The following is a 12298-nucleotide window of genomic DNA, read 5'->3' on the forward strand; positions in this document are numbered from 1 at the left end:
TGGCCCGGCCTTGATCTAACGTTGTTTTCTTGGAGTTCACCATGCTGAAAGGCTCAATCACCGCTCTCGTCACGCCATTCGACCAAAACGGGTCGTTTGACGAGAAAGCCTTTCGCGCATTCCTGGCCTGGCAGCTCGCCGAGGGCACCAATGGTTTCGTGCCTGTCGGAACGACGGGCGAGTCGCCGACGCTGTCCCATGCCGAGCACAAACGCGTGGTCGAAGTCTGCATTGAGGAAGCCAAGGGCAAGGTGCCGGTGATTGCCGGTGCCGGCTCCAACAACACACGCGAAGCCATCGAGCTGGCGCAGCATGCGGAAAAGGCCGGGGCAGACGCGGTTCTCGTCGTCACGCCCTATTACAACAAGCCGAACCAGCGCGGCCTCTATGCCCATTACAAGGCCGTGGCCGAATCCGTCTCGCTGCCGATCATCATCTACAACATTCCCGGCCGTTCGATCATCGACATGACCCCGGAGACGATGGGCCAGCTGGCGCATGACTTCAAGAACATTGCCGGCGTGAAGGATGCGACAGGCAAGATCGAGCGTGTTTCGGAACAGCGCATCACCTGCGGTCTGGATTTCATCCAGCTGTCCGGCGAGGACGCGACGGCGCTCGGCTTCAACGCCCATGGCGGTGTCGGCTGCATCTCCGTCACCTCGAACGTCGCGCCGCGCCTGTGTGCTGAGTTCCAGGCTGCGACCCTGCGGGGCGACTTCACCGCGGCGCTTGCCATTCAGGACCGCCTGATGCCGCTGCACAAGGCGCTGTTTATCGAACCAAACCCGACAGGCCCGAAATATGCCCTGGCCAAGCTCGGCAAGATGAACAATTCGGTGCGTTCCCCGCTCGTCCCGATTGAAGCGGCTACCGCCGAACGTATCGATCAGGCGATGAAACATGCGGGTTTGATCAACTGACAATTGAGCCATATCCTCCGGACGCCGAAACGGCTGCAAGCTGCCGTGTCGAACTGCTCGGCCGGGGGAAAGACCCCTCCCTTCGCGCCTCTCCTCGCATCTTCATGCCGTTTCAGGCGCCATTTCGACCAGATTTGTGAGTGTACGACCTACTTGCAAAGCATTATATAGGCCTCATGAACAAGCCCAAAGCTGCCAAAAAAACCATTACGGTTCGCAAGGTCATTGCCGAGAACCGCAGAGCGCGCTTCAATTTCGAGATTCTCGACACGATGGAGGCTGGCATTGTGTTGCAGGGCACGGAAGTCAAATCCCTGCGCAACAACCAGTCCAACATTGCCGAAAGCTACGCGAGCCTCGAGAACGGCGAGTTCTGGCTGATCAATTCCTATATTCCGGAATATCTGCAGGCCAACCGCTTCAACCACGCGCCGCGCCGCCACCGCAAGCTGCTGGTCAGCAAGCGTGAAATGGCACGCCTGGCGCAATCGGTGGACCGCGAAGGCATGACCGTCGTGCCGCTGAAACTCTATTTCAACGATCAGGGCAGGGCGAAGCTCGAACTTGCCGTTGCCCGCGGCAAGAAACTGCACGACAAGCGCGAGACGGAAAAGCAGCGCGACTGGAACCGTGAGAAGTCACGGCTGCTGCGCGACCGCGGTTGAAAATAAGTGCCGACGCTTATCTCCCCCCTTGCGGGGGAGAAAGCGGTTTCAGCATCTTAGCTCTTGCTAAGTGCTAGAAATCGCCAGAGAGGGGATTTGACAGAAATTGCTATTCCCCCTCTCTTGGATTTTCTAAGGATTTAGCAAAGGGGGCTAAATCCAAGAAAATCCGTTCTCTCCCGCAAGGGGAGAGATAATCAGCGTGTTACCTTGCAGCCACGGTGTCCAGATGGGCGCGCACGGCAGCGAAGACGCTCTTGAACATGGGTTCGGTCAGGCGTCCGGTGTTCGTGTTGTAGCGCGAACAGTGATAGCTGGAAAAAATGCGGATATCGCCGATGTCGGACTGTCCGCCATGGCTGAACGGAAATTTCGCCACCGGCTGCTTCAGCGACCGTATCGTCGACTGGTGCGCGATGGTGCCAAGGGTCACGATGGCGCGCAGGTTGCGGAACTGCTGGATGGTCGGCGTCAGAAACCGCCGGCAATTGTTGATCTCGCCGCCGACAGGCTTGTTTTCCGGCGGAACACAGCGAACGGCGTTGACGATCGCCGCATCGAGCAGTTCCAGGCCGTCATCCGGCCGGGCGGCGAAAGTGCCGCGGGAAAAGCCGAATTCTGCCAGCGTGCCGTAAAGCAAATCCCCCGCATAGTCGCCGGTGAACGGGCGGCCCGTCCTGTTGGCGCCGCGCAGGCCGGGTGCGAGCCCGATAATGAGCAGCTGAACCGACTCAATCCCACCCGCAGGCAGGAAGGCGGGGACCGGCGCGTTGTGCCACGCCGGTTCTTTGACGCGCCATCCGGCGATGAAGTCATGCAGTCGCGGGCAGATCGGGCAATCGGGGGAAGGTTCGACACTCATAGGGCGCTAAAAAGCACAATGCCGCATGGTTTTCCATGCGGCATTTCCGAATCTTTCCACAAATATCAATAAGCGATTATTAGTAATCGACCTGTTCTTCTTCGACGCGGCGCGGTGCGCGCTCGGATGCCTCGCGGCCGATTTCGGTGCGCAGCGATGTCAGGTCGATGAAGTGATCCGCCTGACGGCGCAGTTCGTCCGATATCATTGGCGGCTGGGTCGAAAGTGTCGAGACGACGCTGACCTTGCGGCCCTTGCGCTGCAAGGCTTCCACCAGGGAGCGGAAATCGCCGTCGCCGGAGAAGATAACAAAATGGTCCACCGTGTCCGTCAACTGCATGGCATCGACAGCAAGTTCAATGTCCATATTGCCCTTGATCTTACGGCGGCCGGCAGAATCGGTAAATTCTTTTGCGGGTTTCGTAACAACCTTATATCCGTTGTAATCAAGCCAATCGATCAATGGGCGTATCGATGAGTATTCCTGATCTTCTACAAGCGCTGTGTAGTAATACGCGCGAAGCAAATAGCCTCTTTTCTGGAAAGCTGTAAGAAGTTTGCGATAGTCAATATCAAATCCCAGTACCTTTGAGGCCGCGTAGAGATTTGCACCATCGATAAACAAAACGATCTTTTCACGTGGATCAAACATAATAAGGTTCCATTTCAAAAAGGTGAGCTTCAATTTCAAATCAGCTAGAAGGTAATAAAGCTCGATCTGATCTTATACGAAAGTAGCATATTTACTACGTCGGGTTCGGTGAAAAGCCAATAGCTGGGCGGAAAATTTGTCCGAATTTTGGATGGAGCCGCTCAATATATGGTGATTGTTTTTTACTGTTAAACAGCCTGCGTTGAACCTGCTGACGGCTTTTGCTTGTTTTTTCCGTGTAACCGCGTTATGTCCCGCTTAATCCGCTAATTCAGTTAAAAATGAAAGGGGCAGCTCATGGCCCGCGTCACTGTTGAAGATTGCGTTGACAAGGTCGAAAACCGGTTTGAACTGGTTTTGCTCGCCAGTCACCGCGCGCGCCTGATTTCACAGGGTGCAGCGATCACCATCGATCGCGACAATGATAAGAATCCGGTTGTTGCCCTGCGCGAAATCGCAGAGGAAACGCTTTCGCCGGGCGATCTCAAGGAAGATCTGATCCATTCGCTGCAGAAGCATGTGGAAGTCGATGAGCCGGAAGCCGTTGCTGTGGTACCGCAGGTCACCTCCGGCGACAGCGAAGGCAACGAGATTGCCGAGATCGAGGCAGACGACAATGTTTCCTTCGACAGCATGTCGGAAGAGGAATTGCTGGCCGGTATCGAAGGTCTGGTAGCTCCGGAAAAAAGCGACGACTATTAATCAAATGTCGCGCTTTCAGCGCGACTGATTGCCGGTTCAGGCTATCGTGATGCGTCGCAGTCTTTCTGCGGCGCATTATTTTTGCGTCTTGGTAACGCAATTACCATATATCGCTCGATAATTTAGAGTTTTGGGTTTGGAGGCTTCCGTCCATGATGCGTCAGTATGAGCTTGTCGAGCGTGTTCAGCGTTACAAGCCTGACGTCAATGAGGCGCTTCTCAACAAAGCCTATGTCTATGCCATGCAGAAGCATGGTCACCAGAAACGTGCATCGGGCGATCCGTATTTTTCCCATCCGCTCGAAGTGGCCGCGATCCTCACCGACATGCATCTGGACGAGGCGACGATCGCCATTGCCCTGCTGCATGACACCATCGAGGATACCTCGGCGACCCGGCAGGAAATCGACACGCTGTTCGGGCCCGACATCGGCAAACTCGTCGAAGGCCTGACCAAGCTGAAAAAGCTGGACCTCGTCTCGAAAAAGGCCGTGCAGGCGGAAAACCTGCGCAAGCTGCTTCTCGCCATTTCCGACGATGTGCGGGTGCTGCTGGTCAAGCTCGCCGACCGCCTGCACAATATGCGCACGCTGCATCACGTGCCGCCGGACAAGCGTTTGCGCATTTCCGAGGAAACAATGGATATCTATGCGCCGCTCGCCGGGCGCATGGGCATGCAGGATATGCGCGAGGAACTGGAAGGGCTGGCCTTCCGCTACATCAATCCCGAAGCTTTCAATGCCGTGACCAACCGGCTCGCCGAGCTGATGGAAAAGAACCGCAGCACGCTGACGCAGATCGAAACCGATCTTTCCAGCCTGTTCGAAAAGCGCGGCATCAAGGCCAGTGTCAAAAGCCGGCAGAAGAAGGCCTGGTCGGTGTTCCGCAAGATGGAAAGCAAGGGGCTCTCCTTCGAACAGCTCTCCGATATCTTCGGCTTCCGCGTTGTCGTCGATACCGTCGCCGATTGCTACAATGCGCTTGGCATCATCCATACCACGTGGTCGATGGTGCCGGGCCGCTTCAAGGATTATATCTCGACGCCCAAGCAGAACGACTACCGTTCGATCCACACCACCATCGTCGGTCCGTCGCGCCAGCGTGTCGAACTGCAGATCCGCACCCGCGAAATGAACGACATTGCCGAATACGGCGTGGCCGCCCACTCGATCTACAAGGATCGCGGCAGCGCGCAGAACCCGCATGTCATTTCGACGGAAACCAACGCCTATGCGTGGTTGCGCCAGACCATCGAAGCCCTGGCGGAAGGCGACAATCCGGAAGAGTTTCTCGAACACACCAAGCTGGAGCTGTTTCAGGACCAGGTCTTCTGCTTCACGCCGAAGGGCCGGCTCATCGCCCTGCCGCGCGGGGCAACGCCGATCGATTTCGCCTATGCGGTGCACACCAATATCGGCGACAGCTGCGTTGGCGCCAAGGTCAATGGCCGCATCATGCCATTGATGACCGAATTGCATAATGGCGATGAGGTCGAGATCATCCGATCCAAGGCGCAGACACCGCCGGCGGCCTGGGAATCGGTGGTCGTCACCGGCAAGGCGCGCGCTGCCATCCGCCGTGCCACGCGCATTGCGGTGCGCAAGCAGTATTCCGGCCTCGGCACGCAGATTCTCGAGCGGGCTTTCGAGCGGGCCGGGAAAGTCTATTCGCGCGACGAACTGAAGAAGGGCCTGCCGCGCCTGGCGCGCAAGGAGATCGACGATGTTCTGGCCGCGGTCGGCCGCGGGGAACTGCCGTCCTCCGATGTCATGAAGGCGGTCTATCCGGAGTATCAGGACTCCAAGCCCAAGCCGACACAGAGCGAGCGCGAGGAAGGCTGGGTCAATTTCCGCAACACGTCGGGCATGATCTTCAAGATGCCGGAAGGCAGCGACGGCGCGGCGGGATGGGAGCCGGGCGGCCCGCATGCCCTGCCGATCCGCGGGGCAAGCCCCGACATGCCCGTGCACTTCTCGCCGGAAGGTGCGGTGCCCGGCGACCGCATCGTCGGCATTCTGCAGCCCGGTGCGGGCATGACCATCTACCCGATCCAGTCATCGGCGCTGATGGCCTATGACGACCAGCCGGAGCGTTGGATCGACGTGCGCTGGGATATCGACGAGAGCAGGCGCGACCGGTTCCCGGCCCGCATCAACATTTCGGCGATCAATGCGCCGGGTTCGTTGGCAGAAATCGCCGAGATCATCGCGGCGAACGAAACCAATATTCACAATCTCTCCATGGTCCGCACGGCGCCTGACTTTACGCAGATGATCGTCGACCTGGAGGTCTGGGATCTGAAACATCTCAACCGGATCCTGTCGAAACTCAAGGAAAGCAAGTGCGTCAGCGACGCACAGCGCGTGAACGGATAGAGGGCACACATGAATACGGATGAAGTTCTGCAGGTATTTCGCGAAGCAGGGGCAGTGCTCGAAGGGCATTTTATCCTGACATCGGGCTTGCGCAGCCCGACATTCCTGCAAAAGGCCCGCGTGTTCATGCATGCGGACAAGACCGAGCGCGTGTGCCGAGCGCTCGCCGACAAGATCAGGAATGCCGGTCTTGGCCCGATCGACTATGTGGTGGGACCAGCCATTGGCGGCATCATCCCGGCCTATGAAACATCGCGCCATCTCGGCGTCCCGGCCATCTGGGTCGAACGCGAGAACGGTGTGTTCCGCCTGCGCCGCTTTGAAATTGCCAAAGGTGCGCGCGTCGTCATCGTCGAAGATATCGTGTCGACGGGCTTGTCGATCCGCGAGACGGTCACCACCTTGCAGGAACTGGGCGCCGAGGTTCTGGCTGCTGCCTGCATTATCGATCGCTCCGCCGGCAAGACAGATGTCGGCGTGCCGCTGATTGCACTGGCGGAATATGAAGTCCCGGCCTATCCTGCGGACCAATTACCGCCAGAGCTTGCCGCAATTCCGCCTGTTAAGCCTGGTAGTCGTAATATTTGATTAACCAAAAGACGTGAGCGCTTGAGCCAGTTGCGCACTCGCTGGCTCCGGCGTCGAGGGACTTGAATACCAATGCTCTTCAAACGGCGTATCAAACCGGGCTTCCGTGAACGGATGCGTACTGCGTTGTGGCCGCGCCGCTCGGTCGGCCGGTCGCTGCGCTATTTCGGCAAGCGCGTGCTGCGGCTGCGGGCAACCCCGCACGCCATTGCGGCAGGGCTTGCCGCCGGCATTTTTTCCTCGTTCATTCCCATTCTCGGCGTGCATATCGCCGTGGCGCTGGCGATAGCCTGGATCATCGGCGGCAACATTGCCGCCGCCATCCTTGGCACGACGCTCGGCAATCCGCTGTTCCTGCCGTTTATCTGGGGCGCGACGCTGGAGGCCGGGCGGTTCATCCTGAGCGGCGGTCCCAGCGACGAGCCTTTCCCGCATCATCTCGGCCACATGCTGCGGCATCTGGATTTCGCCGAATTGTGGGGCCCGATCGTCAAGCCGATGCTGATCGGCGCGATACCCCTCGGTTTCATCGCCGCCCTGGTGGTCTATTTCCCGACCCGCTGGATCGTTGCCAGCTTCCAGCACCGCCGCAAGGCCGGTTATGCGCTGGAAAAGGTGGCCGAACCCTCATGATCATCGGGATCGGCAGTGACCTGATTGATATAAGACGGATTGAAAAGACATTGGAGCGGCATGGCCAGCGCTTCATCGATCGTGTCTACACGCCGGTCGAGCAGGCCCGCTCCGAACGGCGCAAGCTGCGCGCCGCCTCCTATGCCAAGCGTTTTGCGGCCAAGGAGGCCTGCGCCAAGGCGCTCGGGACGGGGTTGTCCGAAGGTGTTTTCTGGCGCGACATGGGGGTGATCAACCTTCCGAGCGGCGCGCCGACGATGCGGCTGACCAATGGTGCCGCCCGTCGGCTTGAGGCGATTCTGCCCGCCGGACATACCGCGCACATCCACGTGACGATCACCGACGATTTTCCGCTTGCGCAAGCATTCGTGATTATCGAAGCGCTGAAAATCGTGGAATAGCCGCAATCAAACGCCATTGAGCAGAGCTATGTAGCATTGCTCCCTGCAGATTCAGCGGTTAAGAGGGTGCAGCTTAGAAATTTGGAGATATGACGAGCGTGAGCGACAAATCTGTTGTGAAAAAATCTGGCGGTCTTGGCGAGACGATCAGCGTTGTCGTGCAGGCCCTGCTGCTCGCTCTGGTGATCCGGACCGTGCTGTTCCAGCCGTTCAACATTCCGTCCGGTTCGATGCGTCCGACCCTGCTTGAGGGCGATTATCTCTTCGTTTCGAAATTCTCCTACGGCTTCTCGAAATACTCGATTCCCTTTGCGCCGAATCTGTTTTCCGGGCGCATCTGGGCCAGCGAGCCGCAGCGCGGCGACATTGCCGTGTTCCGCAAGCCCAACGATACATCGCTGGATTTCATCAAGCGTGTGGTCGGCCTTCCCGGTGACCGCGTGCAGATGCGTGGCGGCGTGCTTTACCTCAACGACGTGGCCGTGCCGCGCGTCAAGGTTGGCCAGATCAACAATCCCGATGTCACCGAAGTCAACCGTCCCGTGGATGTCTACCGCGAAACGCTGCCGAACGGCGTGACCTATGACACGCTCGATTTGACCCCCAATGGTCTCGGCGACGACACGCGTGAATTCGTTGTGCCGGCCGGCCACTATTTCATGATGGGTGACAATCGCGACAATTCCGCCGACAGCCGCTTTGACGTCGGCTACGTGCCCTTCGAAAACTTCATCGGCCGTGCCAACATCATCTTCTTCTCCATTGCCGGCAAGGCAAGCCCGCTGGAACTGTGGCGCTGGCCGTCGGAGCTGCGCTTTGACCGTCTGCTTCACAGCGTGAACGGAACCTCCTTCACCCCGAAGAGCCAATGAGCCGCCCATGACCCTGTCCGCTGACGCCGTTCGCAGACTGGAGGAGCAGACGAGCCACACATTTCGCGATCTCGCCCGCCTGGAGCGCGCGCTGACCCATGCCAGTGCCCGCCAGTCGGTCGGATCGGATTATGAACGGCTCGAATTCCTCGGCGATCGCGTTCTCGGGCTGGTCATTGCCGAAATGCTCTTCCGTGCCTATCCGACCGCGAGCGAAGGGGAGTTGTCGCTGCGCCTGAACTCGCTGGTCAATGCCGATACATGCGCTGCGGTGGCCGATGAAATCGGCCTGCATGAATTCATCCGCACCGGCTCCGATGTGAAGGGACTGGCGGACAAGCGGCTGAAAAGCCTGCGAGCCGACGTGGTGGAATCGCTGATCGCAACGATTTATCTGGACGGCGGGCTGGAAGCGGCGCAACCTTTCATCCAGCGGTATTGGGATGCCCGCTCGCGCGAGATCAACTCGGCGCAGCGCGATCCCAAGACGGAATTGCAGGAATGGGCACACCAGCAGGATGGTGCCCAGCCCATATACAGCGTGGTCGAGCGCACCGGCCCGGACCACGATCCACAATTTACGGTGAAGGTAGAGGTGAAGGGCTTTGCGCCAGCCACCGGCACGGGGCGCTCCAAGCGCATTGCCGAGCAGGAAGCGGCCGTTGCCCTGCTTTACCGGGAAGGCGTCCGTCAGAAGACGCAGGAAGAAGGACAGACATGACCGACCAGGATGCAACGCCGGAAACGGCCCAGCCCGAAGGCCCGACGCGTTCGGGCTTCATCGCCTTGATCGGCGCGCCGAATGCCGGCAAGTCGACGCTGGTCAACCAGCTGGTCGGCAGCAAGGTTTCGATCGTCACCCACAAGGTCCAGACCACGCGCGCGCTGGTGCGCGGCATCGTCATTCACGACCGCACGCAGATGGTGCTGGTCGATACCCCCGGTATTTTCAAACCCAAGCGCCGGCTCGACCGCGCCATGGTGACGACAGCCTGGGGCGGCGCCAAGGATGCCGACCTCATTCTGGTGCTGATCGACGTGGAAGAGGGTATCAACGAAGAAGCGGAAGCCATTCTGGGCAGCCTGCACGAGAAGAAGCGCAAGGTCATTCTCGTCCTCAACAAGGTCGACCGCATCGAAGCGCCGAAACTCCTGGAACTGGCGCAGCGCGCCAACGAGAAGGTGAATTTCGACAAGACGTTCATGATTTCGGCCCTGAAGGGCTATGGCTGCAAGGATCTGTTGAAGTACCTCGCCGACAACCTGCCGGAAGGTCCGTGGTATTACCCGGAAGACCAGATTTCCGATATGCCGATGCGCATGCTGGCGGCGGAAATCACCCGGGAAAAGCTTTACCTGCGCCTGCACAATGAGTTGCCATACTCGTCGACCATCGAGACCGAAAGCTGGGAAGAGAAGCCGGATGGTTCCGTCCGCATCCAGCAGGTGATCTATGTCGAGCGCGACAGCCAGAAGAAGATCGTGCTCGGCCACGAGGGGCAGGCGATCAAGGCCATCGGCCAGTCCGCCCGCAAGGAACTGATGGAAATCCTCGAACAGAAGGTCCATCTGTTCCTGTTCGTCAAGGTGCGTGACAATTGGGGCAATGATCCCGAGCGCTACCGCGAAATGGGCCTTGAATTCCCGCACGGATAGCGCGAGTCTCGCCTCATGGAATGGCGGGATGAAGGAATCATACTCGGAACGAGGCGGCACGGGGAAACCAGTGCGATCCTCGAACTGATGACGCGCGCGCATGGCCGCCATATGGGGCTGGTGCGCGGCGGCCGCTCCCGCCGCATGCAGCCGCTGCTGCAGCCGGGCAACCGGGTGGATGTGATCTGGCGCGCGCGCATTGACGAGCATCTCGGCATGATGCAGGTCGAGCCGGTATCCTTTGCCGCCGCCCGGCTGATCGAACAGCCCGTCGGCCTCTATGCGCTGCAGCTAGCTGCAGCGCATCTGCGCCTCCTGCCGGAGCGTGATCCGCATCAGGGGCTTTTCGAGACGCTTGCCATCATCCTCGAACATTGCGACGACCCGCTGATCTCGGGTGAATTGCTGTTGCGCTTCGAGGTGATGATGCTGGAGGAGCTGGGTTTCGGGCTCGACCTGAAACGCTGCGCGGCGACGGGCAGCGGCGACAACCTTGCCTATGTCTCGCCGAAATCCGGCCGGGCTGTATCGCGCGATGCCGGTGCGCCCTGGGCCGACAAGCTTCTGGCGATGCCGCCATTCATGATCAGTTCGACGGTGCGGGCGGCGTCGCTCGCGGAACTGACGGATGCTTTCCGCCTGACCAGTTTCTTCTTCACCCGTCACGTCTGGGAACCGCGGGCGCTGAAGGCGCCGGAGTCGCGCGACGGATTTTTGACGGCGGTATCGCGCTCGATAGCAAGGACGGCAGGGCAGGGCCAGGCCGCGCAGGAAAGGTCAGCACAACCATGAGTTCAGATACCATGCCTGCCATCGCGTTTCCCGGTGGCATCGGTACGCTGCCGCTTGCCGATCTGGCAAAGCGCAGCGGTCTCGACGTCCTGCAGGCGATGCTGCGCGGGGAGTATCCCGCTCCGCCCATGGCCAAAACCCTGTCTTTCGCCCTGCACGAGGTCGAGCCGAACCGGGTTGTCTTCAAGGGCGTCCCGGCGCAGGAGCATCTCAATCCGCTGGGCGGCATTCATGGCGGCTGGGTGGCGACATTGATGGACTCGGCGCTGGCCTGCTGCGTGATGACGACCCTGAAGCCGGGCGAAGCCTACACCACAGTGGAATTCAAGGTGAATCTGGTGCGGCCGCTGTCGCCCGATACCGGCCCTGTCTTCTGCGAGGGCAAGCTTGTGCATCGCGGCCGCACGCTGGCGACCTCGGAAGCCTTCCTGCGCGATGCCAACGGCAAGCTGCTGGCCCACGGCACCGAGACGTGCGCGATTTTCCCGCTTGAAAGTTTCATGCGCGGCGGCTGAGGTTTTTGACGGCCATCAGATCTTTCTACCCGGCGCTCGGCAAGCCGGTTCCCGACAGTCTCAGAACCTTTCGGATCAATGCGTCGGCATCAGCCCCGGCGTCCACTTGCCCGTCGATCATCAGCAATGCCAGCCCGTGGGTCAGCGACCATAGAAACAGGGCGGCTGCGGGAACCTCTTCTGCGGGCAGCCTTTTGTACAGGCCGGCTTTGACCTTTTCATAGGCGCGCTGGCGCAGCGCGCGCACGGCCTCGCTTTCCCTCGAGGCACCGCGCAATCCTTCACCGAACATCAGGCGGTAAAGCGCCGGATTGGCGCGGGCAAAGGCGATATAGGCCTCGCCGGTCGGCGCCAGCATGCCCTTGGCATTGGTCGGGGCTGCTTCCAGCTGCTCGGCGAATTCCGTGAATCCCTGCTCTGCCAGTGACACGGCAATGGCATCGAGGCTGGCGAAGTGATGATAGGCCGAAGGCGCGGATACGCCGACCCGGCGGGCGATCTCGCGCAAACTCAAGGCGCCGGGGCCGCGTTCCTCCAGCAGCCCGCGGGCGGCAGCAAGCAGCGCCTGGCGCAGATTGCCATGATGATAACCGGCGGGGTTTTGATCGTGTTCGTCCATGCGTATTCAGACCATCTTTACACTGTTAGGATTCTAGTTTATT

At 59.6% G+C, this 12298-nt stretch carries 15 protein-coding genes; 12 read left to right on the top strand and 3 right to left on the bottom strand.

The window, feature by feature from the left end; translation table 11 throughout:
- The first annotated feature begins 41 nt into the window (after positions 1-41).
- Positions 42-923 carry a 4-hydroxy-tetrahydrodipicolinate synthase gene (dapA, locus tag ACZ5FP_RS09260; RefSeq protein ID WP_464659709.1) on the top strand — a complete coding sequence of 294 codons (882 nt, stop codon included), beginning with the start codon at positions 42-44 and terminating at the stop codon, positions 921-923.
- A gap of 176 nt (positions 924-1099) precedes the next feature.
- A complete protein-coding gene (gene smpB, locus ACZ5FP_RS09265; RefSeq protein ID WP_464659711.1) occupies positions 1100-1588 on the top strand; it encodes an SsrA-binding protein SmpB in 489 nt (162 codons plus the stop codon).
- Positions 1589-1793: 205 nt separating this feature from the next.
- Here the strand turns inward: smpB and ACZ5FP_RS09270 are convergent, their stop codons facing one another.
- Positions 1794-2450 carry a uracil-DNA glycosylase gene (locus ACZ5FP_RS09270; RefSeq protein ID WP_464659712.1) on the bottom strand — a complete coding sequence of 219 codons (657 nt, stop codon included), beginning with the start codon at positions 2448-2450 and terminating at the stop codon, positions 1794-1796.
- A gap of 79 nt (positions 2451-2529) precedes the next feature.
- Positions 2530-3102: a LabA-like NYN domain-containing protein gene (locus tag ACZ5FP_RS09275; RefSeq protein WP_223611306.1), complete on the bottom strand. Its 573-nt coding sequence runs from the start codon at positions 3100-3102 to the stop codon at positions 2530-2532.
- Positions 3103-3399: 297 nt separating this feature from the next.
- Here ACZ5FP_RS09275 and rpoZ point away from each other — a divergent pair, with 297 nt between their 5' ends.
- The 10 genes from rpoZ to ACZ5FP_RS09325 all read left to right on the top strand — a co-directional run bounded on the left by rpoZ (position 3400) and on the right by ACZ5FP_RS09325 (position 11636).
- Positions 3400-3804: a DNA-directed RNA polymerase subunit omega gene (gene rpoZ, locus ACZ5FP_RS09280; protein WP_223611305.1), complete on the top strand. Its 405-nt coding sequence runs from the start codon at positions 3400-3402 to the stop codon at positions 3802-3804.
- A gap of 152 nt (positions 3805-3956) precedes the next feature.
- A complete protein-coding gene (locus ACZ5FP_RS09285) occupies positions 3957-6179 on the top strand; it encodes a RelA/SpoT family protein (RefSeq protein ID WP_464659714.1) in 2223 nt (740 codons plus the stop codon).
- A gap of 9 nt (positions 6180-6188) precedes the next feature.
- The gene (gene pyrE, locus ACZ5FP_RS09290; RefSeq protein WP_223611303.1) at positions 6189-6767 is read left to right on the top strand and encodes an orotate phosphoribosyltransferase; all 579 of its coding nucleotides are present in this window, start codon (positions 6189-6191) and stop codon (positions 6765-6767) included.
- A gap of 72 nt (positions 6768-6839) precedes the next feature.
- Entirely contained in the window at positions 6840-7400 is a 561-nt protein-coding gene (locus tag ACZ5FP_RS09295) for a DUF2062 domain-containing protein (RefSeq protein WP_464659715.1), read from the top strand.
- On the top strand, positions 7397-7801 hold the full coding sequence (gene acpS, locus ACZ5FP_RS09300) for a holo-ACP synthase (protein WP_223611301.1): 405 nt from the start codon (positions 7397-7399) through the stop codon (positions 7799-7801). The genes ACZ5FP_RS09295 and acpS overlap by 4 nt, the downstream gene beginning before the upstream one ends.
- 89 nt (positions 7802-7890) lie before the next feature.
- Positions 7891-8673 carry a signal peptidase I gene (gene lepB, locus ACZ5FP_RS09305; RefSeq protein ID WP_288194245.1) on the top strand — a complete coding sequence of 261 codons (783 nt, stop codon included), beginning with the start codon at positions 7891-7893 and terminating at the stop codon, positions 8671-8673.
- A gap of 7 nt (positions 8674-8680) precedes the next feature.
- The gene (gene rnc, locus ACZ5FP_RS09310) at positions 8681-9394 is read left to right on the top strand and encodes a ribonuclease III (RefSeq protein WP_464659717.1); all 714 of its coding nucleotides are present in this window, start codon (positions 8681-8683) and stop codon (positions 9392-9394) included.
- A complete protein-coding gene (gene era, locus ACZ5FP_RS09315; RefSeq protein ID WP_464659718.1) occupies positions 9391-10329 on the top strand; it encodes a GTPase Era in 939 nt (312 codons plus the stop codon). Before rnc ends, era begins: the two co-directional genes overlap by 4 nt.
- Before the next feature lie 15 nt (positions 10330-10344).
- Positions 10345-11121, top strand: coding sequence for a DNA repair protein RecO (recO, locus tag ACZ5FP_RS09320; protein WP_464659720.1), 777 nt, complete (start codon positions 10345-10347; stop codon positions 11119-11121).
- Positions 11118-11636 carry a PaaI family thioesterase gene (locus tag ACZ5FP_RS09325; RefSeq protein WP_464659721.1) on the top strand — a complete coding sequence of 173 codons (519 nt, stop codon included), beginning with the start codon at positions 11118-11120 and terminating at the stop codon, positions 11634-11636. Before recO ends, ACZ5FP_RS09325 begins: the two co-directional genes overlap by 4 nt.
- Positions 11637-11661: 25 nt before the next feature.
- On the opposite strand, the gene ACZ5FP_RS09330 is transcribed toward ACZ5FP_RS09325, so the two are convergent.
- Positions 11662-12255, bottom strand: coding sequence for a TetR/AcrR family transcriptional regulator (locus tag ACZ5FP_RS09330; RefSeq protein ID WP_464659723.1), 594 nt, complete (start codon positions 12253-12255; stop codon positions 11662-11664).
- Positions 12256-12298: the final 43 nt, after the last annotated feature.

Source organism: Phyllobacterium sp. T2-21, from assembly GCF_055378485.1.

Bases quoted from the DNA above. Each gene is read 5' to 3' on its own strand.
- dapA (WP_464659709.1), top strand. From the start codon at position 42: ATGCTGAAAGGCTCAATCACCGCTCTCGTCACGCCATTCGACCAAAAC.
- smpB (WP_464659711.1), top strand. From the start codon at position 1,100: ATGAACAAGCCCAAAGCTGCCAAAAAAACCATTACGGTTCGCAAGGTC.
- ACZ5FP_RS09270 (WP_464659712.1), bottom strand. From the start codon at position 2,450: ATGAGTGTCGAACCTTCCCCCGATTGCCCGATCTGCCCGCGACTGCAT.
- ACZ5FP_RS09275 (WP_223611306.1), bottom strand. From the start codon at position 3,102: ATGTTTGATCCACGTGAAAAGATCGTTTTGTTTATCGATGGTGCAAAT.
- rpoZ (WP_223611305.1), top strand. From the start codon at position 3,400: ATGGCCCGCGTCACTGTTGAAGATTGCGTTGACAAGGTCGAAAACCGG.
- ACZ5FP_RS09285 (WP_464659714.1), top strand. From the start codon at position 3,957: ATGATGCGTCAGTATGAGCTTGTCGAGCGTGTTCAGCGTTACAAGCCT.
- pyrE (WP_223611303.1), top strand. From the start codon at position 6,189: ATGAATACGGATGAAGTTCTGCAGGTATTTCGCGAAGCAGGGGCAGTG.
- ACZ5FP_RS09295 (WP_464659715.1), top strand. From the start codon at position 6,840: ATGCTCTTCAAACGGCGTATCAAACCGGGCTTCCGTGAACGGATGCGT.
- acpS (WP_223611301.1), top strand. From the start codon at position 7,397: ATGATCATCGGGATCGGCAGTGACCTGATTGATATAAGACGGATTGAA.
- lepB (WP_288194245.1), top strand. From the start codon at position 7,891: ATGACGAGCGTGAGCGACAAATCTGTTGTGAAAAAATCTGGCGGTCTT.
- rnc (WP_464659717.1), top strand. From the start codon at position 8,681: ATGACCCTGTCCGCTGACGCCGTTCGCAGACTGGAGGAGCAGACGAGC.
- era (WP_464659718.1), top strand. From the start codon at position 9,391: ATGACCGACCAGGATGCAACGCCGGAAACGGCCCAGCCCGAAGGCCCG.
- recO (WP_464659720.1), top strand. From the start codon at position 10,345: ATGGAATGGCGGGATGAAGGAATCATACTCGGAACGAGGCGGCACGGG.
- ACZ5FP_RS09325 (WP_464659721.1), top strand. From the start codon at position 11,118: ATGAGTTCAGATACCATGCCTGCCATCGCGTTTCCCGGTGGCATCGGT.
- ACZ5FP_RS09330 (WP_464659723.1), bottom strand. From the start codon at position 12,255: ATGGACGAACACGATCAAAACCCCGCCGGTTATCATCATGGCAATCTG.